At 38.2% G+C, this 21,433-nt stretch carries 20 protein-coding genes and 1 pseudogene; 12 read left to right on the top strand and 9 right to left on the bottom strand.

All coding sequences use genetic code 11. The features are described 5' to 3' along the window. Positions 1-59 precede the first annotated feature (59 nt). Genes ndk through rpl7ae form a run of 4 tightly spaced genes read right to left on the bottom strand, consistent with a single transcriptional unit; the run spans position 60 to position 1,362 of the window. Positions 60-509, bottom strand: a complete 450-nt coding sequence (gene ndk, locus MSKOL_RS10295; RefSeq protein ID WP_048120730.1) for a nucleoside-diphosphate kinase — start codon at positions 507-509, stop codon at positions 60-62. A gap of 40 nt (positions 510-549) precedes the next feature. Beyond that, positions 550-738 carry a 50S ribosomal protein L24e gene (locus MSKOL_RS10300; protein WP_048107264.1) on the bottom strand — a complete coding sequence of 63 codons (189 nt, stop codon included), beginning with the start codon at positions 736-738 and terminating at the stop codon, positions 550-552. Positions 739-753: 15 nt separating this feature from the next. Beyond that, on the bottom strand, positions 754-975 hold the full coding sequence (locus MSKOL_RS10305) for a 30S ribosomal protein S28e (RefSeq protein ID WP_048107265.1): 222 nt from the start codon (positions 973-975) through the stop codon (positions 754-756). 24 nt (positions 976-999) lie between these two features. Continuing rightward, positions 1,000-1,362 (bottom strand): 50S ribosomal protein L7Ae, encoded by a 363-nt coding sequence (gene rpl7ae / locus MSKOL_RS10310; RefSeq protein WP_048120732.1) that lies wholly within the window; start codon positions 1,360-1,362, stop codon positions 1,000-1,002. A 308-nt stretch (positions 1,363-1,670) separates the two neighbouring features. On the opposite strand from rpl7ae, the gene MSKOL_RS10315 reads away from it, so the two are divergent. From MSKOL_RS10315 to MSKOL_RS10325, 3 genes are all read left to right on the top strand, one after another. After that, a complete protein-coding gene (locus MSKOL_RS10315) occupies positions 1,671-2,318 on the top strand; it encodes a TatD family nuclease-associated radical SAM protein (RefSeq protein WP_048120734.1) in 648 nt (215 codons plus the stop codon). 720 nt (positions 2,319-3,038) lie between these two features. Beyond that, positions 3,039-3,821: a hypothetical protein gene (locus MSKOL_RS10320; protein WP_156151040.1), complete on the top strand. Its 783-nt coding sequence runs from the start codon at positions 3,039-3,041 to the stop codon at positions 3,819-3,821. 1,362 nt (positions 3,822-5,183) lie between these two features. Beyond that, positions 5,184-5,552, top strand: a complete 369-nt coding sequence (locus MSKOL_RS10325; protein ID WP_156151041.1) for a hypothetical protein — start codon at positions 5,184-5,186, stop codon at positions 5,550-5,552. 264 nt (positions 5,553-5,816) lie between these two features. Here the strand turns inward: MSKOL_RS10325 and MSKOL_RS10330 are convergent, their stop codons facing one another. Continuing rightward, on the bottom strand, positions 5,817-6,332 hold the full coding sequence (locus MSKOL_RS10330) for an NTPase (RefSeq protein ID WP_048155910.1): 516 nt from the start codon (positions 6,330-6,332) through the stop codon (positions 5,817-5,819). A gap of 175 nt (positions 6,333-6,507) precedes the next feature. Between MSKOL_RS10330 and MSKOL_RS20155 the strand changes: the two genes are divergently transcribed. From MSKOL_RS20155 to MSKOL_RS10350, 6 genes and pseudogenes are all read left to right on the top strand, one after another. Beyond that, complete coding sequence (locus MSKOL_RS20155) at positions 6,508-6,663, top strand: hypothetical protein (protein ID WP_156151042.1); 156 nt, start codon at positions 6,508-6,510, stop codon at positions 6,661-6,663. A 453-nt stretch (positions 6,664-7,116) separates the two neighbouring features. After that, positions 7,117-9,636, top strand: coding sequence for a CHAT domain-containing protein (locus MSKOL_RS10335; protein ID WP_048155913.1), 2,520 nt, complete (start codon positions 7,117-7,119; stop codon positions 9,634-9,636). 18 nt (positions 9,637-9,654) lie between these two features. Further along, positions 9,655-9,759, top strand: a pseudogene (locus tag MSKOL_RS21370) (tetratricopeptide repeat protein); the annotation flags it as partial. A gap of 42 nt (positions 9,760-9,801) precedes the next feature. Next, positions 9,802-9,993 carry a tetratricopeptide repeat protein gene (locus tag MSKOL_RS10340; RefSeq protein WP_255352001.1) on the top strand — a complete coding sequence of 64 codons (192 nt, stop codon included), beginning with the start codon at positions 9,802-9,804 and terminating at the stop codon, positions 9,991-9,993. Beyond that, positions 9,990-10,199, top strand: a complete 210-nt coding sequence (locus tag MSKOL_RS10345) for a hypothetical protein (protein WP_048155918.1) — start codon at positions 9,990-9,992, stop codon at positions 10,197-10,199. Before MSKOL_RS10340 ends, MSKOL_RS10345 begins: the two co-directional genes overlap by 4 nt. Then, on the top strand, positions 10,196-10,669 hold the full coding sequence (locus tag MSKOL_RS10350; RefSeq protein ID WP_048155921.1) for a hypothetical protein: 474 nt from the start codon (positions 10,196-10,198) through the stop codon (positions 10,667-10,669). The genes MSKOL_RS10345 and MSKOL_RS10350 overlap by 4 nt, the downstream gene beginning before the upstream one ends. A 184-nt stretch (positions 10,670-10,853) precedes the next feature. Here MSKOL_RS10350 and MSKOL_RS21375 read toward each other — a convergent pair whose 3' ends face one another. Beyond that, the gene (locus tag MSKOL_RS21375) at positions 10,854-10,982 is read right to left on the bottom strand and encodes a hypothetical protein (protein ID WP_255351923.1); all 129 of its coding nucleotides are present in this window, start codon (positions 10,980-10,982) and stop codon (positions 10,854-10,856) included. A 218-nt stretch (positions 10,983-11,200) separates the two neighbouring features. Here MSKOL_RS21375 and MSKOL_RS10355 point away from each other — a divergent pair, with 218 nt between their 5' ends. Further along, positions 11,201-11,527 (top strand): DUF2769 domain-containing protein, encoded by a 327-nt coding sequence (locus tag MSKOL_RS10355; protein WP_048120749.1) that lies wholly within the window; start codon positions 11,201-11,203, stop codon positions 11,525-11,527. Between the two features lie 291 nt (positions 11,528-11,818). Here MSKOL_RS10355 and MSKOL_RS10360 read toward each other — a convergent pair whose 3' ends face one another. Continuing rightward, a complete protein-coding gene (locus MSKOL_RS10360) occupies positions 11,819-12,661 on the bottom strand; it encodes an Mrp/NBP35 family ATP-binding protein (RefSeq protein ID WP_197078754.1) in 843 nt (280 codons plus the stop codon). Between the two features lie 485 nt (positions 12,662-13,146). Here MSKOL_RS10360 and MSKOL_RS10365 point away from each other — a divergent pair, with 485 nt between their 5' ends. Beyond that, entirely contained in the window at positions 13,147-15,942 is a 2,796-nt protein-coding gene (locus MSKOL_RS10365; protein WP_048155928.1) for a PocR ligand-binding domain-containing protein, read from the top strand. A 577-nt stretch (positions 15,943-16,519) separates the two neighbouring features. On the opposite strand, the gene MSKOL_RS10370 is transcribed toward MSKOL_RS10365, so the two are convergent. After that, the gene (locus MSKOL_RS10370; protein WP_048155932.1) at positions 16,520-17,509 is read right to left on the bottom strand and encodes a hypothetical protein; all 990 of its coding nucleotides are present in this window, start codon (positions 17,507-17,509) and stop codon (positions 16,520-16,522) included. A gap of 334 nt (positions 17,510-17,843) precedes the next feature. Between MSKOL_RS10370 and MSKOL_RS10375 the strand changes: the two genes are divergently transcribed. Further along, the gene (locus MSKOL_RS10375) at positions 17,844-18,719 is read left to right on the top strand and encodes a cation diffusion facilitator family transporter (RefSeq protein WP_048120757.1); all 876 of its coding nucleotides are present in this window, start codon (positions 17,844-17,846) and stop codon (positions 18,717-18,719) included. A 545-nt stretch (positions 18,720-19,264) separates the two neighbouring features. Here the strand turns inward: MSKOL_RS10375 and MSKOL_RS18795 are convergent. Next, positions 19,265-21,049 (bottom strand): PKD domain-containing protein, encoded by a 1,785-nt coding sequence (locus MSKOL_RS18795; RefSeq protein WP_052725413.1) that lies wholly within the window; start codon positions 21,047-21,049, stop codon positions 19,265-19,267. Between the last annotated feature and the right edge of the window lie 384 nt (positions 21,050-21,433).

Raw genomic sequence — 21,433 nt, forward strand, 5'->3', positions numbered from 1 at the left:
AAGGCCTTGAATCGTGCCCTGAAGTTTCAGGAACGAGAAAAGGCTTTGATGCACCTGCTTTATTCGTACAAACAGACCTCGTCGATCCTGGAATAATTCCCGATTTCGGAGTCCTTAAAGTGAATTGCAATTTCCCTTGCAGCAGCTTCTGGGGAATCGGAAGCATGAACTACATTTCTGCCTACATCCAGAGCAAAATCCCCACGGATTGTACCGGGAGCCGCATCTACAGGATTTGTAGCCCCGTTTATAGCCCTCATGACCCGAATTGAATCTTTTCCTTCAACTACCATTGAAACTGAAGGTCCCGACGTTATGAATCCGACAAGGCCGGGGAAGAAAGGCTTGGCTGCATGTTCACTGTAATGCTCTTTTGCAGTAGCTTCACTGATAACGTTCATCCTGAGGGCAACGATCTTCAGACCTCGCTTCTCGATTCTGGAAATTATCTCTCCTACCAGCCCGCGCTGGACTCCGTCAGGCTTTACCATAACGTATGTCTGTTCCATATGAACACCTTAATTATCCGAACAAATAAACTGACAATTCTTATGCTTTCTTCAACTGGATTTTGCCTTTCTCAGTCCATTCGGTACGCCTTGGAAGCCTACCCAGGTTGAAGTTATTCATACACTTGGAAGAGTGCATGTAATAGGTAGAACCGTCTTTCTTGACGTAGAGCTTGCCGGTTCCGGGCTCCAGCATTTTCCCGCAGAAATAGCATTTTCTCTGTTCCATTATCTCACCGCTTTCTTATCTGGTGGTCAGTTTCTTTGCTTCTCTTGAGGTTTCAAGAAGCATCAGGATGTCACCTACGCGGACAGGGCCAACGCAGTTTCTTGTAATAACACGGCCCTTATCCCTGCCTTCCAGAACCCTACACTGGATCTGGCTGGCTTCACCATGCATACCTGTATTCCCGATAACGTCAATAACCTCAGCAGCAAAGCCGCCGGTTGTGCTTTCATCAGCCATAATTAGCACCTCATGTTATCAGGATTATTTAAGGGCTTCAAGTTTCTGGGCAATGTCCTGGATCATTTCACCTGCTTTTCCTGCATCTACGATTGCGACAGTTGCGCAGGACACACCAAGCCCACTGGCTGCACCAAGTTCTTTCTGGTTTTTGATGAAGATGTAAGGTGCTTTCTTTTCCTCGGAAAGTGGAGCGATGTGAGCAACAATTTCGGCAGGCTCGATATCTTCTGCGATCAGAACGAGCTTTGCATTTCCTCTTTCGATTGCTTTTGTGGCTTCATTGGTGCCCTTTTTAATCTTTCCAGTATCTCTGGCAAGCTCCAGAGCTTCAAGTGCTTTGTTTGTAAGTTCTTCTGGAACGTCGAATTTAGCTAATTGTGCCATATAATATTCTCCTTCGAAATTGCGAGTATCGCAATTTTTCATCAATCATAGGTTTTTAACACACATCTGTCAACATTGAAATCAAATCTTAAATCGAAACCGTATAGACTTCAATGCGGAGAGTAAATGAGTTGAAATATAGATACTGCTAGCTAAATGCTGCAGATCGAACCTTACAAGTACATGATCACCTATAAACTTTCTGCTTGAAAACATGAGTCATAGACCAAAAGCAGAAGTAGATCGATAAGAAATTCATATATATAAGGCTATTTTCAATTCCAGGATAAAAAATGAACTAATACGTCATGGTTATAAGGAATGTAAGAAATTTTGATCTCATGGACACAATTTACTATGAAGCTCATAAAAATCTCTATATTAATCTTACAAACCGCTGCAGTGCAGACTGCGTCTTTTGTATCCGTAATTTTGCAGACGGGGTTTACGGATATGACCTGAGGCTTTCAAGAGAACCGACAACAGAGGAAGTTATAGGAGCCCTTGAAGGACTGGACCTTTCAAAATACAGAGAAATCGTATTCACAGGCCTTGGAGAGCCAACAATCAGGTTTGATGTAGTGCTGGCAGTAACCCGCTGGCTGAAAAGCCGGAATATTCGAGTAAGGCTAGATACTAATGGACAGGCAGCCCTTATAAATCCGGGAAGATATGTGGTCTCAGAACTGAAAACCGCAGGTCTAGACTCTGTTTCCGTAAGTTTGAATGCCGAGTCCGAAGATAAGTATAACAAACTCTGCAGACCGATTCATAAAAATGCTTATTCTGCAGTACTTGATTTTGTTAAGGAAGCAAAGAAGGCAGGAATCAGTACAAGGGTTACAGTAGTTAATGTGCCCGAAGTTGACCTGGAAAAATGTAGAAAGCTTGCAGAGGAGCTGGATACAAGCTTCCACATAAGGACTTTATCCGAAGCTGCAAGCAAAGAAATCTGAAAACTGTTAAAAGTTAAAATACTTAAGAAATAACGACTTAAGAAGTATAACTTGAAAAGTATAACTTGAAAAGTATAACTTAAAAAGTATAACTTAAAAAGTATAACTTAAAAAGTCTGACTTAAAAAGTATAACTTGAAAAGTTTAACTTAAAAAGTATAACTTGAAAAGTATAACTTGAAAAGTTTAACTTAAAAAGTATAACTTGAAAAGTTTAACTTAAAAAGTCTAACTTAAAAAGTCTAACTTAAGAAGCCCAGATACTTAAGATTCGAGAAAGATTGATCCGCTCTATAGTTGAAAGTTGATAGATTTGGGAAATTACATAACTGAATTATAAAATTGAAATTAAATAACTGAAATTCATTTATGTTCGATTAATATACGAAATGTATAGTCACGAGGCTAAATAATGCAACTGCCCAATGAGGTACAATGAAGTTTTTTGTTGCAAAAATTACAGGCGTGACTATAAGTGATGTATTATTTTGTAGTGATTTATGTACTTAGAACCACGAAATCTACATCCTTTGTAAATTTGAGTAGCCATTTTGAAGTTAACCTCTTCTTTAACCGAACACAAAGAAAGAAGAACCTGAAACTATGAAGAGAATCTTGACATCTGAATCTGAAAGTTCCGTGTAGATACAAATTTGAGGGTATAGCATGGATAGAACAACAGGTAAAGAGCAAATCTTCCGCCTATTGCCCAAGTATGATATGGAGCACGCATTGAGGACAGCCTGGGATAAAAAGGCGTCAATCTTCAGCAAAGGATTGGTAAGTTTAATCTCGCGCCCTAAACCAGAAGAAATTAAAATCACGGATCAAAATTACTTATATGAGCCTTTCTGGCATATCAAATGCAATGTGCACTACGAGTATGATCGCACACGCGATTATAACTTTTCGATCCTCGATCCCGAAGTTAAGAGTGTGACGATCGATGGTAAGGATTACTCAGTAGCGACCACATCGCGACAGTTCACTATTATGGGGATTGAACACTGTATAACAGAAGGCAGTAAAGAAGTTATATTCGATGCTGTGAGCAGACAAGAAAAACAGGATTGGGAGAAATATTTGCTCTTTGAGAAAGAGTCAGTGAGTGATGTACCCGAGCTTTCCACTGATGGAAGCACCTATGTGTCGCCAGAAATGCTTCCAAAAGCTGCGGTACAGCAAGTATTCTCCTCTTTACCTCAACCAATCAGGCCTGATACAACTCCTGAAGAAAAAAAGGATGTCAGCATAGTGAATCTTTATTTTCGGCCAGTCTACGTCTTCGAATATAAGTGGGAGAGAAATGGCAAAACAGCAGTTGCTGAATTCGATGGCTTAACTGGGGAGATGACCTTCGTTGGGGACATTACATTGCGCCAGAAGATCGAGAAGGTAATGACCCGCGATCTTTTCTTTGATATAAGTACAGAAGCAGCTAACCTGGTTATCCCTGGTAGTGGTATTGCAGTTAGGGTTATTAAGGAAGTGGCAAAAAAATAATGAATAAAGGTTGTCTCAAAACTTTTCCTGGTTGTACATTTGGGTCATAAAAATCACCAATATTGATCTTCCTTAAACGTAGTATTACATAATACATAAGAACTAGTATCTATTCAGCGTAGGAAAAACAATCTCAATAGGCATCTTCTTAAATATAAAATGGACAAAATTCTATTGCCTAATTTTTCATAACTGTTGCTATTGATCGTGCTTTTCGGTTTTATACAGTTGGTAATTCTATGCTTATGAAACCTTAAAATCAATATCATTCGGCCTATTTTTTGTACGCTGAATAGATACAAGAACTATAGTTATAAAGAAAATCAATTACAGTGTTTCTTATGTTCAAAAAGAATGAGCCACTTCAGGAAAAACACTTTACGGCTCTTCTTTATTTTATAGAGGCAGTTTGAAATTTAACTTTCCTAATTTCAGATAAATCATTGTGATAATGAAATTATGGATAAATTCCTGAACTGCAAATTTGAAATTATATTTTTATCATTCCTAAATATATTTTTACGACGCTCTCACTATAAAGGAGTCATTTAAGGAGTTATCTGAGCAAGAATTTTTTACTGTTATGAAAATATTACCGCAATAATATATTAGAATATCAATATATTATTAAGAGAAAAAACATATTAAAATGTAATGTTTAATATTTTTAAACAGACAATAGTAAATAATTAATTAAGAACAGATTAACTGTTCGTGATGCATCCATCCAATCGGCTGGAGATCTAACCCTTCCAAAATTAAGTCCTGTTTTTTTCCTGCCCATTTGCCAGAATACTGATATATTTAAATCTAAGAAACCATGTACCATTATTATTCATACCAGTCTTCTCTTTTTTCATCCAATATTATTAAAATAAAACATATAAATATATAAATCAGCCGGTAAAGCCTCACTAAAATTGAAAGCCGGATGAAAAAACATCCAGTATCCGGAATAATTTCAGATTTAACGTTTGAGGATTTGGAATGAAATCGAATAAGATATGTATGAAGTTGCTAGTACAGAAACAATTATTCCTACAAATATATATATGATTGTAAAATAATAGCTCCGGGACATATTAATCAAAACATAGAAATATTCTTGACATAACATCAACATAACACGAAAAATAAATAAGTCGACATAAATCTAAAGGGAGTGGGAAATTAATGAGACAAATTACGGCATTAATCATGGCACTGGCATTATGTATTATTGCGATGCCTGCTATAGGGGGAGCAGCGTCCCTAGGAGATGATGACGACATCTGGATTGCTATCTCTCCTACGGAGAGCCATCCGGCTCTTGTTGACAGACCGGCAGCTGTATTACCGTCAATAGGTTCATACCGTATTAGGGTGGCAGTGTACAGCAATCCTTACCAGGAAGTTACATATGACGGCACTAATCCTTTCGATGTTACTTTACTAGATGAAGATACGGTGAGGCTTCAAATCCCAGGCGGTACAAGTGTAAAGCCTTATACAGTGCATAAGGAGAGCACCGAGAAATATACATACATATTCATGGTACGTGATTTCAAGGGAGCACTTAATTCAGACGTCACTAAACTGATCTTCACTGCAACAGAAATAGATGGAGTTACTACCCATCAGGGAAGTGGCGCAGTGAAAATAACTGATGCAGCAAAGGGCAACGGTGGCAATGGCGGCAACGGTGGTAATGGCGGTAACGGTGGTAATGGCGGCAACGGTGGTAGAAAATAAAATCCCTTTGTTTCTGGAATAATTCCGGAATGCCCCCATAAAAGGTTGCAAAACACTGAAGCATTTTAATATAAATTTTGAGCTAAAAAATAGAACCGAAAATATACAAAAAATGATTAATGTGAGATATATAAGGGGAATAACAGATCATAAAAATTTGCAGGTTATCCTTGAATATATTCCACTGTTTATATTTATATAATGTATGGAAATAAACTAACTGATAATCCTATTTTCGAAAAATGTCATTTAAAGTCGCAGACCTCATCTTAATATGGCAAAGATTTTTTCAGGCAGCTCATCACGGTTTTCCTCATTAACTATAAAAACCTCGAATTCTTTCCTTATCCTCTGAGCCAGCTGGTGACTGCTTGACCGATGCAGCACTGCAAGAACCGGTTTATCGGATTCCAGGACTATCTCAACTGCCGAAACGAAAGCTCCGGATTTTAGCTCCATCGGCCCGACCTCATCGATAACTATAAGGTCACATTCCAGGGCACTCCCGAGAGCATTTGCCCCGATATTTTCAAGGTCTTCCAGGTTGACGTGATATTTTCCAACTCTCGGCCCACTTCCTCTGACGCTGCCCAGAATTCCGGTTTTTCCTGTAGCAAGGTCCCTGATCGAAAAACCTTCTCTCTTTCCTTCTTTCCGGATTTCGGAAGTCTGGACGCCGCCTATTTTGAAGCCAGGCTGGTCGGCAAGTTTTTCAGCAGCTTTTGCCACAACTGTTGATTTTCCAATACCCGGACTGCCGGTTACTGCGATTCTCAACATGATATTTTTCGTCCCCCTTGTTATCCCATTATCCAGAAAAATAGAACTTGATTTTACTTAAATTAGCCAGCAGTGAGGTTTTACGTTGACTATAAAATGATTGCAGGATATACTGGAATATACATCAAAAACTTCAATTAAGCTAAATTTAGTAAATATATATGGAGTTGAAATTATGACCACAGACCAGGAGATTCTTGCCAGACTACAGGAGATAGAGAAGAGAATGGAAAAGATGGAAGCTTCACTCGAAAATATTAACAACATCCTGAAAAAGGTCGAGCAAAATACCTATTTTGGGTGCTATATGCCGGAGGAGAAGCCGGAGTGAAGAGATAAAGAGGAATAAATTTTTAGATTTTACGGATGATTTTACAGATGATTTTACAGATAATTTTACAGATGATTTTACATATTTTACTTTTTTCGACGCTCCTCTGTTAATCATTTGATGTTATTCTGAGGCAACAAAAAAGGCGTATCAAGGTTTATTGTTTCTCACCGAGGCGCGGCTGGAACTAATTGGCTTTGATCGAATGAAAACTGAAATCTCTCTCGCTATGAAAGAATTGAGGTAAAATCTCAATTTTTTAGCAGTTGGCGGCCTTTTTTTCGATTTTAGCATGAACTCATTTTTTCATTATGAGCTCTATTAATTCTACATTTTCGTAAAAAATACTTTTTTTTATATTTATAGTCACTTCTTTTATAGTCACTTCTGACAATAAAAACAAAACTATAAATTTGATAGTTTCTAATTTTTGTTACTGAGAAGGTGTTTTTTGTGGACTATTATTCCCTGGACCTGCGAGTATCAAAAGGACCTGAAGGTTCCTACAACAACCAGTATACAGCTTCAATTCTTGAAAATGGAGATACGAAAGCCACCCAGAACTTTGAACTCCGGCGCGATCTGAAACTTATTCAGATGCTGGACCAGATTGAAGAAAAAGTTATTATTCCCAAACCGCAGCCTGAAGAGACAACTCATATCGAATTTGGAAAAATGCTGTACGATACTGTATTTTCAGGTGAACTGGGAGAGTACTTCAACAAACGTCTTAACGAAGGCCAGGACAAAAATTGCGGACTCAGGATTTCAATGCAGTTTGCTGAAGATATTCCTGAAATTGCAGCTTTGCCCTGGGAATACCTGCACAACGGAGAAGACTTTTTAATCACCAGAAGGAGCATTTTGCTCTCAAGGCTTCCACCTGAAGTAAAGAAAAACGAATCTCAACCTCTTGATCCCATTCTCCGAATGCTGGTAGTAATCTCAAGTCCAGATGGTCCCGGAATTTCACCATTAAACACTGAAAAAGAGCAGGAAATTATTCTGGAAGCCCTGGACAAACTCCAGAAAGACCAAAAAATTAAGGTAGATTTTACAGAAGACGCCACTTTTGAAAACGTCCAGGGTTACCTGAATGAGCAAAACTATCACATTGTTCATTTCACAGGGCACGGAGTAAGCAGAAACGGCAAAGGACACCTTGTATTTGAATCCGAAGATCGAACAGCCAGACTCATAGATAATAAAATCCTTGCAGACCTTTTTACAGACATGGGCATAAAGCTTGTTGTGCTCAGCTCCTGTGAATCAGCCAAAGGCTCGAACAAAGAAGCTTTCGGTGACCTTGCCAGTATGCTTTCGAAGCAAAGAATCCCGGCTGTAGTAGCCATGCAGTATTCGGTACTTGATGACGTGGCAATCCAGTTTGCATACACTTTTTACAGGACGATTGCAATCGGAAAATCGGTTGATGTTGCACTCAAAGAAGCCAGAATTGCGATGAAGGATTCGGAAAAGAGCAATGGATTTGACTTCGCAACTCCTGTTCTGTATCTTTCAGACTGCAACTGCGTCCAGACAGGAAAAATAAAACCGGAACCTTCTGAATTTGAAGTCAAACCCACGAAACTGTCAGATTTGCTGGATTTACCTGTGATGAATAAAGGCTTCGTTGCCAGGAAAAAAGAGCTTCGAATTATGGAAAAAGGCTTTAGATCCGATGTAAAGCGTGCTGCTATTATTCATGGCTTTGGCGGCATGGGAAAAACCGTTCTTGCAACCCGACTTGCGCTAAAAATGAATGAATATTTTGACGGGACTTTTGGGATGAAATGCACTTCAACCACCCGCCCCGAAGATATCCTGAACAAAATTAATAGCTTCTTAATGATGAACGGAAGATCTGAATTTAACCAGGTTCTTAATCAGCCTGAACAACTTGAAGTTAAAACCTCCAGACTGGTAAACATACTCAACCAGTTTCGTTTCCTGATAATCCTTGATAATTTTGAAGATTGCCTGGACGAAGACAGAAAAGAAATTGAAAACCCAGAACTCAAAGCATTCATCCGGCATCTTCTGAACAACACGATTAGTAATACAAAATTCACCATAACAACCCGTTACGATTTTGATCCCCTCGAAGGCAGGCTTCCTGAAAGCATTGAACATATTTCCCTTCCTGAACTCCATTTTCCGCAGACCAACTGGTTGATGAATAACTATACGGAACTGGCAGACCTGGATATTCCGAAAAAAAGGCAGATATATGATATAATAGGGGGACATCCCTGGACGATAGGGAAGTTCGCAAAACTTTCTTTTGTTCAGGGCGTGGACAGCTTAATGCTGGACTTGAAGCCCTTGAAAAAGGAACTTATGGAGTTTACCCTGCTGGAGAAATCTTTCTCAAAACTTGACTCAGATGCTAAAAAACTTCTTCTTTATGCTTCTATTTACGGAGAAGCCGTTCCTGAAGAAGCATTATCGTGGATTATAGGAGACGAAAAAGACGAAAGCTCCTCTATCGTAGAGCCCCTGCAAAAACTAATCCAGTGGGGTTTGATCTCAAAAGAAAAATATGACCAGACTGTCTACATGGAACATACAATAGTCAGAAATTTCGCTCAAGATAAGCTGAAACAAGATAAGCTGAAACAAGATAAGCTGAAACAAGAAGGACTGGACAAAAAGAAGCTTCTCATCAGGGCTGCCAAATATTACGAAAATCTGGTATCTCAAACTGGAAGTCTCTGGGATTATCTGAAAGCACGAGACTACTACTTCGAAGCAGAAGATTGGAAAAGGGCAAACGAAATTGTAGAAAATGTCTCAGACCTTATGATCTGCTGGGGACACATTGAACTTGCAATGAATCTGTTAAATGATTCTATCAACACGACATCAGGAGAAACAAAAACAAATGCTGAGTATATTCTTGCGACGATTTACTACCGCCTCGGAGACCTAAATACAACATTAAAAATATATAATAACATAAAATATAAATAGGAGGAAAGGGGGGATAATAGGGGGGTTGCAGTTGTACTTCATGCAATTGGAATGATTCATTACCTTCAGGGCAACTACGAAGAAGCAGTGAAAAAGTATAACCAGTCCCTGAAAATGAAAGAAGAGCTGGGAAACAAAAGCGGAATTGCAATAACATTAGGGCAGATGGGAAGGGTACTCGAAGAAAAAGGAGAGTATGAACTTGCCCTAAAGGATTACTATACTGCGCTTGAAATATTCGAAGAACTCAAATCTCCGAACAGGGAACTTGTTCGAAAATGGATTGCAGGATTAGAGGGAAAAAGAGAGAAGAGGAGTTTAAAAACCATAATTGGAAAAATTTGGGGTAAAAGATGACTATTGAACTTATTAAATGCCCTCATTGCGGGTACAAATATAAGACTGATGTAGAAAAAGTTGTTAAAGATGGAGAAACAGTTGTAGTGCTCGTGGGGTTTTCTGATACAAAGGATAAACTCAGGAGAAAAACTGCTAAAAGCTTATTTATAGATCTCACTTGCCCCAATTGCAAGAAAGAATTTGAATGTGAAGTGAAAACATGAATAGTGAGGATTCCGGAGGAAAAGGTGCTGAAGAGGAAGCTCCTGTAAGGGAAGCGGAACCGAACCCTTTCTGGAAGCAGAATGCCGAAAAACTTGTTGGGGAATCCATTTCCAGCGTGGAAGACACTGCAAAACAGTTTGTTATCATTACAGGGCTGCTAGAAGGAATTTATTTCCATGCCATAACGTTTTCTGATGTAAAGAGCATGGAAGGAGGTTCAGTCCTGATGTACGCGGCTCCGCTTGTTTTGTGGCTCATAAGCCTGATTTTTGCGGTGATGGTGCTGGTCAGGAAAAAATATGGCATAAACATAAATTCAAGCCGGGATTCTAAGGAAAAATTTGAAAATATTTTGGAAGGGAAATATAAGCTTATACGGATATCCGGTTTGTTTTTGATCCTCAGCTTTGTAGCACTTACTATTGTTCTCCTGCATTACCTGGGGATTATTTCGTACCACACATTTTGAGATGTGGCAGAATTCTTCAGTGTAATTGTTCCATAAATAATTATTTCTTCTTTTAGGTTTGCGTCTTCTTAGTCTTTTTTCTCAGTCTTTTTTTCGGAAAAGCCGGTCGCTTGCGACCGGTGAGAGTCCGGGGTTAAGAAAAAGCAATGACCTGATGGCCCGCGAAAAGTAAATTCAGCAATTCTCAATTGTTTTTCCTGTTATGAGTAATTTCACAGCTTCCATTTCCTCTGACTGTGCAGTCCCTGACAAGCTTTTCTCCTGGGACAAGATTCAGTTTTTCCGGCATCCTGGCGGATCTTTTATTCTTCATCCATTTTACAGGCCCTGAGGAAATTTTCAGCTTTTTCGGAAAAATGGAGGTCCATCTTCTTCGCCTGCCGGGATTAACTTTTCAACATATATCGCTGGCTTTTCAAATAAGCTCCAAGTCACAACAATTCTGAAAACTGAAAAAGACTTTATCCTATAAATCCAGAATACGGAATGAATATTATTTCACGAATATTATAATAGTGGAGGGGGAGTAAAATGAGTAATATGAGTAAATCTGTAGAAGTTCCTTATATTGCATCAAATCTCGAAAGATGTATGTGTTCGCAGTGTCCTGTGCAATCTGAGAGTGCATGCGCATTGGAAAAAATGGGAAACTTCAAAAGTGAAGCGAAAAATTTAGGAGAAGGTAAATCTCCATCGCCGAAAAGTGTTCCTGGAGTCTACTGTTCGGCAGGTGAAGCTGCCTGTAAAGACTTAAATCCTAACAAAGACTGCATTTGTTATACCTGCGCTGTCTGGAAAGAGAACAATCTAGAGAATGCAAACGTAGTTAAGTATTACTGCAATAACGGGAGGGCCTGATTCCCTTATTTTATCTTTTTAGGACTTATGCAGCTGAACTGAAAAATCAATAGCTATTAAATCTTTTAACTATTTAAAACGCAAATTAAAACCATAGCGTTTACTGTAATTGATTTTAATGTGATTGATTTTAATGTGATTGATTTTAATGTGATTGATTTTAATGTGATTGATTTTAATGTGATTGATTTTAATGTGATTGATTTTACTGTAATTGATTTTACTGTAATTGATCTTGAACCCCGGTGCGTAATTTTTAACTGCATTAAATTCTTTAACTATTTATCTCGCTTATTTTTCGTACAGGATTTTTTCTACTGTGGCCACAAAATTTTCAAAGTTTTTCTGCCATTCCGTGTCATGTTCAAGCATTTCCAGGACAACTGTGCCCTTATCTTCCATTTCTGCGACTTTTGGTTCTATAGGAAGTCTGGCAAGGATAGGGATATTGAAATCTTTTGAAGCTTTTTCCACGCCTCCATTCCTGAACACTTCTATCGGCTTGCCGCAGTGTGGGCAGACCAACCCATGCATGTTGTCGACAATACCTATGATAGGGACATTGAGGTTTTTAGAAAAACCGATTGATTTACGGACGCTGACGAGAGCTACGTCCTGAGGAGTTGTTACAAGTATTGAACCGTCAATATTGGGGATCAACTGGGCCAGGCTCAAGGGTTCATCACCTGTGCCCGGAGGCAGATCTATAATCAGAAAGTCAAGTTCTCCCCATACGACGTCTTCCAGTAACTTTTCGATAATCCCCATTTTTAATGGTCCTCTCCATATGATGGGAGAGTCTTTATCTTCGAGTAGAAAACCTATAGACATCAACGAAAGATTGGGAAGAACCTCAACTGGCATTATGCCTTCTTCGCTAACTTCTGGCTTCATAGATTCCATGCCGAAAATCGTGGGAATGGTCGGGCCGTGAATATCGCAATCCAGAAGTCCCACTCTATATCCATGCAGAGCCAGTCCGATAGCCAGGTTTGCTGCAACTGTGCTTTTCCCAACTCCGCCTTTTCCACTCATAATCAGGATCTTACGCTTGATGCGTCTGAGGTTGACTATCATTTTGGGTTCAGTGGACTTTTTTGATAAGCTTACCAGTGGTTGAACCGGATCTGTCATTTTGATCTCCTGTTTAAATTTCCCCTTTTCCCGTTAGTTATCTCTTTAAAGGAAAGCATCTTCACTAATAAAGGAAAGCATCTTCACTAATAAAGGAAAGCATCTTCACTAATAAAGGAAAGCATCTTCACTAATAAAGGAAAGCATCTTCACTAATAAAGGAAAGCATCTTCACTAATAAAGGAAAGCGTCTTCACTAATAAAGAAAAGCGTCTTCACTAATTAGTTGAAAGAAATTCCATGCCAACTTTCATACCAACTTTCATGCCAAATAGTTACAATAAATGATATATTTCCAGTTTTGTATTGCATTAGTCAACATTTCTTATTGTTTTTCAGGTTTGGCGATATTATAAATTTTAAGATAGCATTTAAATTTAATAAATGATATATTTTTTTAAACTAAAGAAGATACTCAAGCTTGTGAGTGGTCGTAACAATATAGTAAAGTTAGGCCATCAAATAGAGGAGCTTGAGGGGGGATTATGGCAATAGACCTGGAGCTATTTCCGTCAACAAATCCGAATCCTGTACTCAGTGTGACAAATGATTGCACTGTCCTTTACTCAAATAAAGCTGGTGAGACCTTATTACATGAATGGGGTGTGGCAGTAGGAGAGAAACTGCCGTCCTATATCGAAGGTGTCGTAAAGAATGTAGTTTCCCTAAATAAACCTGAAAAAATAAAAGTTGAAACGGGAAAAGGAGTATATCTTGTTGGGTTTTACCCGGTACCTGAAGAAAAACGCGTAAACATTTATGGATTCGATATAAGTGACTGGAGAGAATTTGAAGAAAAACTTCCGGAAAGTGAAGCTGGTGAAGTGGCAAACCTTGATCTGACTGATATTATTGATGTTCCAGCGATCCAGGCTCTCATGGATAATTTCTATAGGCTTGTTCACATTCCCGTGGGCCTGATCGATCTGAAAGGCAATATTCTTGCAGGCGTCGCATGGCAGGATATCTGCACAAAATTTCATAGAATCAACCCCGAAACCTGCAAAAATTGTGTAGAAAGCGACATAAAGCTATCCGTGGGCGTTCCTCCTGGAAAGTTTAAGCTTTACATGTGCAAGAACAACATGTGGGATGTAGCGACCCCAGTCATGGTAGGCGGTAAGCACGTTGCCAATATTTTCTCAGGACAGTTCTTTTTTGAAGACGAACCTGTGGACTATGAACTTTTCAGATCCCAGGCTCGAAAATACGGTTTCAACGAGGAGGAATACATAGCAGCTTTTGAAAAAGTTCCACGGTTAAGTAAGGAATCTGTGAACAAAAAAATGGCATTCTTCGTGAAACTTGCCAGCATACTATCACAACTAAGCTACAGTAACTTCAAGCTTTCCCAGTCGCTTGCAAAAAGCGATATCCTTGTGGATAAGCTAGAGAAAAACAGGGCAGATTTCGATCGTGCTCAAGCCGTGGGAAATATCGGCAGCTGGCGTCTGGATGTGCGCAAAAACGAACTAACCTGGTCTGATGAAAATCACCACATATTCGGTGTCCAAAAAGGTATCCCTTTAACCTATGAAACTTTTCTTTCAAAAGTTCATCCGGATGACAGGGAATATGTTGATAGGAAATGGAAGATAGGATTAGAGGGCGAACCATACGACATTGAACACCGAATTATCGTAGACGGTAAGATCAAATGGGTGCGTGAAAAAGCATATATTGAATTTGACAAAGACGGGATGGTGACCGGCGGCTTTGGTATAACGCAGGATATAACTGAGCGCAAAAAAGCAGAAGAAGCCCTTAAAAGAGCACACGATAGTTTAGAAGCAAAAGTTAAAGAACGTACATCAGAGCTTGAAAAGGCTTATGAATCACTGATGGAGGAAGAGAGAAGACTATCTGAAGCCCAAAAATTATCTCATATTGGAAATTGGGATTGGAATCTTGCAACTGATGAAATGTACTGGTCTGATGAGATGTGTCGTATCTTTGGGTGCGTTCCCCAAAAGCTGTTTCATACATATCGTGAGCTCTTAAACTTTACACATCCCGAAGATCGAAGCTATGTGGATAATTCCATTAAGAGTGCTTTAACTGGAAAGTCCTTTAGCATTGATCACAGGATTATCTCAGTTGATGGAGAAGAACGTATAGTCCACGCGCAGGGCAAAGTTGTTTTTGATGAGACAGAAAGTCCAATTCGACTGAGGGGAACAATTCAGGACATTACAGATCGCAAGAAAGCAGAGGAGAAGATCAGAATATTAGCGGATGCTGTGGAATCATCAAATGATGCTATTGTAACAGAGTATTTTGATGGTACTATTACCAGCTGGAACAAAACGGCAGAACATATTTACGGTTATTCTGCTGAAGAAATTCTGGGTAAAAATGTCTCAATACTGGAACCGGATAATCTTAAAGGGGAAATAAAAAAGATAATTGAAAAAGTTAAACATGGAGAAAAAGTCCATCATTACAGAACTTTACGGCTAAAAAAAGATGGCACAATGACAAATGTTTCAATAACTTATTCTCCAGTTTTTGACGCTTCTGGAAAGTTGATTGCTATCTCAGCTATTGCAAGAGATATTACTGAGCAAATCAATGCGGAAAGACTACTTGTAAAAGCTGAAGAAGCCAGAAAAAAAGAAATCCATCACAGAATTAAAAATAATCTGCAAGTGATCTCTTCCCTTCTTGACCTGCAGGCTGAAAAGTTCAGAAGCCGAAAATATGCTAAGGATGTGGAAGTTCTTAACGCTTTCAAAGAGAGTCAGGACAGAGTAATGTCAATTGCCCTTATCCACAAAGAGCTCCATGAAGGCAAAAGAACAGATACATTAAACTTCTCGGCATACCTCGAAAGGCTTGTTGAAAATCTGTTCCAGACTTATAGAGTTGGAAATGTCAATACGAGCCTAAACATCGAGCTGGAAGAAAACATTTTCTTTGATATGGATGTCGCTGTTCCACTTGGAATAATCATTAATGAACTTGTTTCAAATTCCCTGAAGTACGCATTTTTAGGCAGAGATAATGGGAAAATTCAAATCAAACTTCGCAAAGAAAACTCTGTAAAGCACGCAGATAAAGAGCAGGGAAGAACAAAAGAAAATTATAACGTCACTGATTTTACTTTAATAGTCTCGGATAACGGGACTGGTATTTCTGAGGAGTTTAATATAGAAGATTCCAGTTCTCTTGGCTTGCAGTTAGTGGAAGTCCTGGTAGACCAGTTAGGGGGCAAAATTGAACTCAAAAGAGGTTCTGGGACTGAATTTGTTATAAGGTTCAAGGTGCCAGTGCAAAATTGAAAAAATAGTAAAATCGAATTCTCGTACAATGATCAGTTGACGAGAATTCATATTATTGTTTGTTCGCTATGCTATTGCATTTAAACATCAGAGGCAAGTAATATATAATTAACTTGGATTAAATTTCAATCGTGTAGATATATCAATTGAGATTGAATTTTTTAATGAGATTTATTATTTTAACCTCAAATAATCGAAGCAGTTAATTGCAAGCCGATCATCAAAGTGTAAGAGAAAAAGTATTTTGTAGATAGGCAGCCCCGGATTTTTGTGGAGCCGATAGAATAGCAGCAATATCGTCAGCACTGCAACAAGGCTATATTATACAGGCATACACAACCTATCTGCCCTTCACCCGGACCACCTGCAAGAGAAACAGGAATTACGGAGAATATCATGTCCGTTTGCTATATGTCTCCTTAGTTCTGGCTGTCTTTAAGTTCTGGTTGTCGCTCATGCTCCCTTCTTAAACACACATGATATTCTTCGAATAAATGTGTCGTACCTGTAAACTGAACTTCAAGAGGAGATACACAAGATGTTACATCAGCATCAAAAGTTGCTGCCGGTTTTCGGGTTAGTCTACAAGGTTGCATAAATAGATATCATTATCATCCGCACTATCAACATAGTTCTTGTCTATTCCCCATACAACAATGTTATCGTATATTTCTGGCGTCGTATAAACGTCTTCAGGATACTTATATACTAGTGTACTTTGTCCTGTTGATATGTTATACACATATACTCCAGGTTTGCCTTCATAATCATCAACGCATTTATTGTATACAATTTTCTCATCCTGTATGTCAATGTGTGTCCCTGTACTGGCACCGTATTCATTCCCAGATGGATCGGTGTCAAGTTGATGTGTGACATCTACGGTTTTCTTTGTTGAGATATCATACATCGCAATATATCCCTGGTGATTATATACGTCAGCCCAGATGACTTTATTACCCCATATACGTGGTATATTTGGATCTCCAGATGAAGTGACAGTTATTTTTTTCTTCGTATTAATATCATACATTCTAATAACCATATCCGCGTTTGGATCTTCCGAATAAGAATAATAAACCACTTTTGTATCGTAGATATCGGGATTACTACCGCTTCCGATTTTAGTCTGTTTGGATTTAGATATATCCCTCAGATACACACTTTCATTTGCACTCCAGACAACTCTGTTGCCGTAAATAGCAGGTTTGCTATATTGGTCTACATTCCGTGTGATGTAACTTTTTGTGGCTGTTGGTATATCGTACACAGCAAGTCTTGGTCTTCCACTGCTTTCATCACGCCACACTAATTTGTTGTCATAAATATCAGGACATGATGCTCCAGAAGAGCTAACCGTAGTGTCTGTTTTGTTGGTCAGATCGTATAGATGAATAACAACTCCATTTGTCCATACTACCTTGTTACCATAAACAGCAGGATCGTATCCAGTACCAATTTTCGTAACTTGAGCCGCTGAAGCTGCAGCTGAGATTAAAATCAAAAAAACAAAAATCAGGAATACTGAAGCTAAAGCTATTGAACATAGCCTCCCCTTATTTTTCATTTATTTTCCCCCAAATAGCTTTATTTTTAAAGTTAATGTACAGTTTGTAATTAAGATCTTTTCAGGTTATGTAATAATATCTGAATCATCTATTACTAAAGTCACATTAATCCAAACCTGGATTATTTACCCAGCCAATTATGTGATAAATCAGTAAAGAGACTAAGTAGATATTATATAATTTTACGAATAAAAGATTATCTAATCTTTATTGCATCAATTTTTTTATGAACTAATATGAGTTCAGACCTGAAAATTTCAGACCTTACTGTTTTAAGTTCTCAGTTCCATTGGAACATAAGGTTTAACAGCAACATGAGTTAATGAACTATTTATGGGGGATAGGGAAAAAAATGTAGGGTTTGCTGCGGCTTTGAACATACTCTTCACATTCATAGAACTGATTGGAGGATTCTTAACAAACAGCCTGGCACTGATAGCTGATGCATTGCATGATTTTGCGGACAGTTTTGCGTTAATAATAGCCTGGTACGCGGAAATAAAAGCAAAAAAACCTGCAACAAGTAAAATGACTTTTGGATATCGAAGGTTATCTCTCTTATCTGCAACGTTTACTATTATTGTACTTGTAGCCGGATCGTTGTTTGTACTTACTCAGGCCGTCCCGCGTCTGATCAGTCCGGAACCTGTAAACGCCGAAGGAATGGTTTTAATTGCAGTCATTGGAATTACCATAAATGGCCTGGGATATTTTCGATTAAAGAAAGGGATAAGCCAGAGTGAGAAAGTATTATCCTGGCATCTTCTGGAAGACATTTTGGGATGGATAGTCCTGCTTATCGGGTCGATAATTATACGGTTCTGGGACAAACCAGTTATTGATCCTATAATGACAATCGGATTCACTGTTTTTGTATTATGGGGAGTTTCTAAAAACGCAAAAGAAATATTTAACCTTCTTCTAGAAGGAGTCCCTGAGTATATCGACATTGATGAGATTAAGAAATCTATCTTATCGGTTGAAGGAGTGAAGATGGTTCATGATCTCCATATATGGTCTCTGGAAGGAGAAACCGTTCTTTTAACAGCTCATGTAGTTGTGGAAGACAAATATCTACAAACACCGGATAAAATGAGGCAATCTATTAAAAGCAATTTAGAGGGACATCACATAGAGCATTCAACCCTTGAACTGGAAGGTGAAGGACTTTGTTCTGCAACAGAATGTCTTTTTGAATCGAAGAAATAATGCACAAAGGATGGTAGCAAAAAGGAATGAAATTACATAGAAGATCTAACAAATTTTTAAAAATTTAAACGAATTGTCAAGCTCAATTAGACCAAAAAGAAGGAAAATATTCAGTATCAATTAGGGAATGCTGTCAAACTAAGTTCTAAACCAAAAAACGATATCATTCAATTTTCACCAGGCGCTATCATGAGCCATAATTACTTGAATATGTTCCAAAAACTTTAGCATGGAAAATATTAGTTTTTGTAAAAATACTGCCGAATGTGGGTATTATTAAAAAATAAGGAATTTTGAGGAATCTAGCAAATCATCAATCAATTCGTGAGTTTACTATATTCCTCAATTAATTCATGAGTTTACTATATTCCTCAATTAATTCGTGAGTTTACTATATTCCTCAATTAATTCATGAGTTTACTATATTCCTCAATTAATTCGTGAGTTTACTATATTCCTCAATTAATTCATGAGTTTACTATATTCCTCAATTAATTCGTGAGTTTACTATATTCCTCAATTAATTCGTGAGTTTACTGGTTTATTTACTGGACTTTAATATATCCGGAAATAGTTTTAGTGCTACTGCCTTTAGCATTCTTTACTGTTAAGCTTACAGTATATTTTCCGGCTTTACTGTATTTATGCGCAGGGTTCTTGGATGTTGAAGTTTTTCCATCTCCAAAGCTCCATTTCCATGAAGTTGGACTATTGGCGCTCTTGTCAGTAAACTGCACATTTAGCGGGGCTTTTCCGGAGGTCGGTTTTGCAGAAAAAGCGGCAACCGGAGCTTTCAGCGCGTTTACAACAATATAGTTCTTTATTGTTTTCGTACTGCTTCCTGCAGCATTCTTTACTGTTAAACTGACAGTATATTTTCCTGCTTTACTGTAGGTATATGTAGGACTCTTCGATGTTGAAGTTTTTCCATCTCCAAAATTCCATTTCCATGAAGTTGGACTATTGGCACTTTTGTCAGTGAATTTTACTTTCAGTGGTGCATATCCTGAAGTTGGGGATGCAGAGAATGCAGCAACAGGTTTTACAGGAGCTGTTTTTACAGTTATATAGTTCTTTATTGTTTTCGTGTTTGTTCCAGCTGCATTCTTTACTGTTAGACTGACAGTGTATTTTCCGGCTTTAGCGTACGTGTGTGCAGGATTCCTGGATGTTGAAGTTTTTCCATCTCCAAAATTCCATTTCCATGAGGTTGGTGACCCTGTGCTCTTATCAGAAAATTGAACCTTAAGGGGCAAATTTCCAGAAGTTGGAGATGCAGAAAAAGCAGCTACAGGGAGGTCTGAACCGAGAGTAGCCATGTAGATGTCGCCGGTTACATAACGGTCACTATATTGCCATACTATATTATTACCGTAAATAGCAGGATAGTATGCCGATTCTTTGGCGCTAATTTTCATTTCCTGTTTAGTGGAAATATCATACATGTAGATACCATGATTTGTATTACCATCATCTCCACTATCATCCTCCCACACTATCTTATTGCCATAGATAACAGGACACGCCTGAACACCTGAAATGTTAGTTATCTGAGTTTCTTTTTTAGTAGAAAGATCATACATGTAGATATCATCATACATGTTATCCGACCAATTGAAATCTGCACTATAAACTATCTTGCCGTCGTAAATTTCAGGCACACCAATCTGGCCTTTACCCCAGTAGGCTTTAGCGATTTGAGTTCGGGTTTTTGTGGAAAGGTCATACATGCAGATATAGTAGTCTCCACCGTTGAATGTGTCAAAGTCCAACCACACTATCTTATCACCATAAATGGAAGGACCGTTTGCTGATCTTAACGTTGGTATTTGAGTTTCCTTTTTTGTGGAAAGATCATACATGTAGAGGTCATACCAACTTTCCCTCTCATTAAAAGCCTGCTTGACATACACTATCTTGTTTCCATAGATGTCAGGCGTCGATGCTGCACCGCTTGTAGGAATCCGAGTTTGTTTTTTTGTAGAGAGGTCTTCCATATAAATGTCATGACCTCCGTTGCGCCCATCCTCCCAAACTACCAGATTTCCATAAATAGAAGGAGTTATCTGATCTGTTGTATTGGTAGTGTGAATTTCTTTTTTAGTTGAGAGATCAAATATATATATATCCCAGTTTCCATTGCGGTTATCCTGCCACACTATATTGTTTCCATAGATATCTGGATTGGCTGCCGTTCCATGGTTGGTTATCCGAGTTTCAGTGATTGCAGACGATGAAGCTGCTGATGCCGTAGATGGAATCAGAATTAAAAATAAAATCAGAACTGTTAATACTGAGGTTACTGAATATAATTTTTTGTTAATTTTCATTATCCTACTCCTTTTTTTTATAGATTTACCATATAAAAATGTTAATATTTTTAAGTTGTTTAGATTCTTAAACTTTTTTATTAAAATCCTAAATTTGTAAAAATCAGGTAATTGTAAAAAATTCTAGAAAGGTTTGTCAAGGAATAAGAATAGAAGAGAAACAAATCTGCAAAGAAATATCTGGCTGCACTGGTGCAAAGAAGTAGGAGGAGAATTTTGAAAATCTTAAACAAGCTGAAAATAAATTAATAAACTGGATTATGAGAGTTAGTTACTGAAAATTGTAAAAAAAGGTAATTCTCAAGTCTGACTAAAAGAATACTTTTGCTTTTTTAGTAAGACTTGCTCGATGACTCTCACTGTCCTTTATCCTTTACTTTTTTA

It is taken from the genome of Methanosarcina sp. Kolksee (assembly GCF_000969945.1).
In the GTDB taxonomy this organism is placed as follows: Archaea; Halobacteriota; Methanosarcinia; order Methanosarcinales; family Methanosarcinaceae; genus Methanosarcina; species Methanosarcina vacuolata.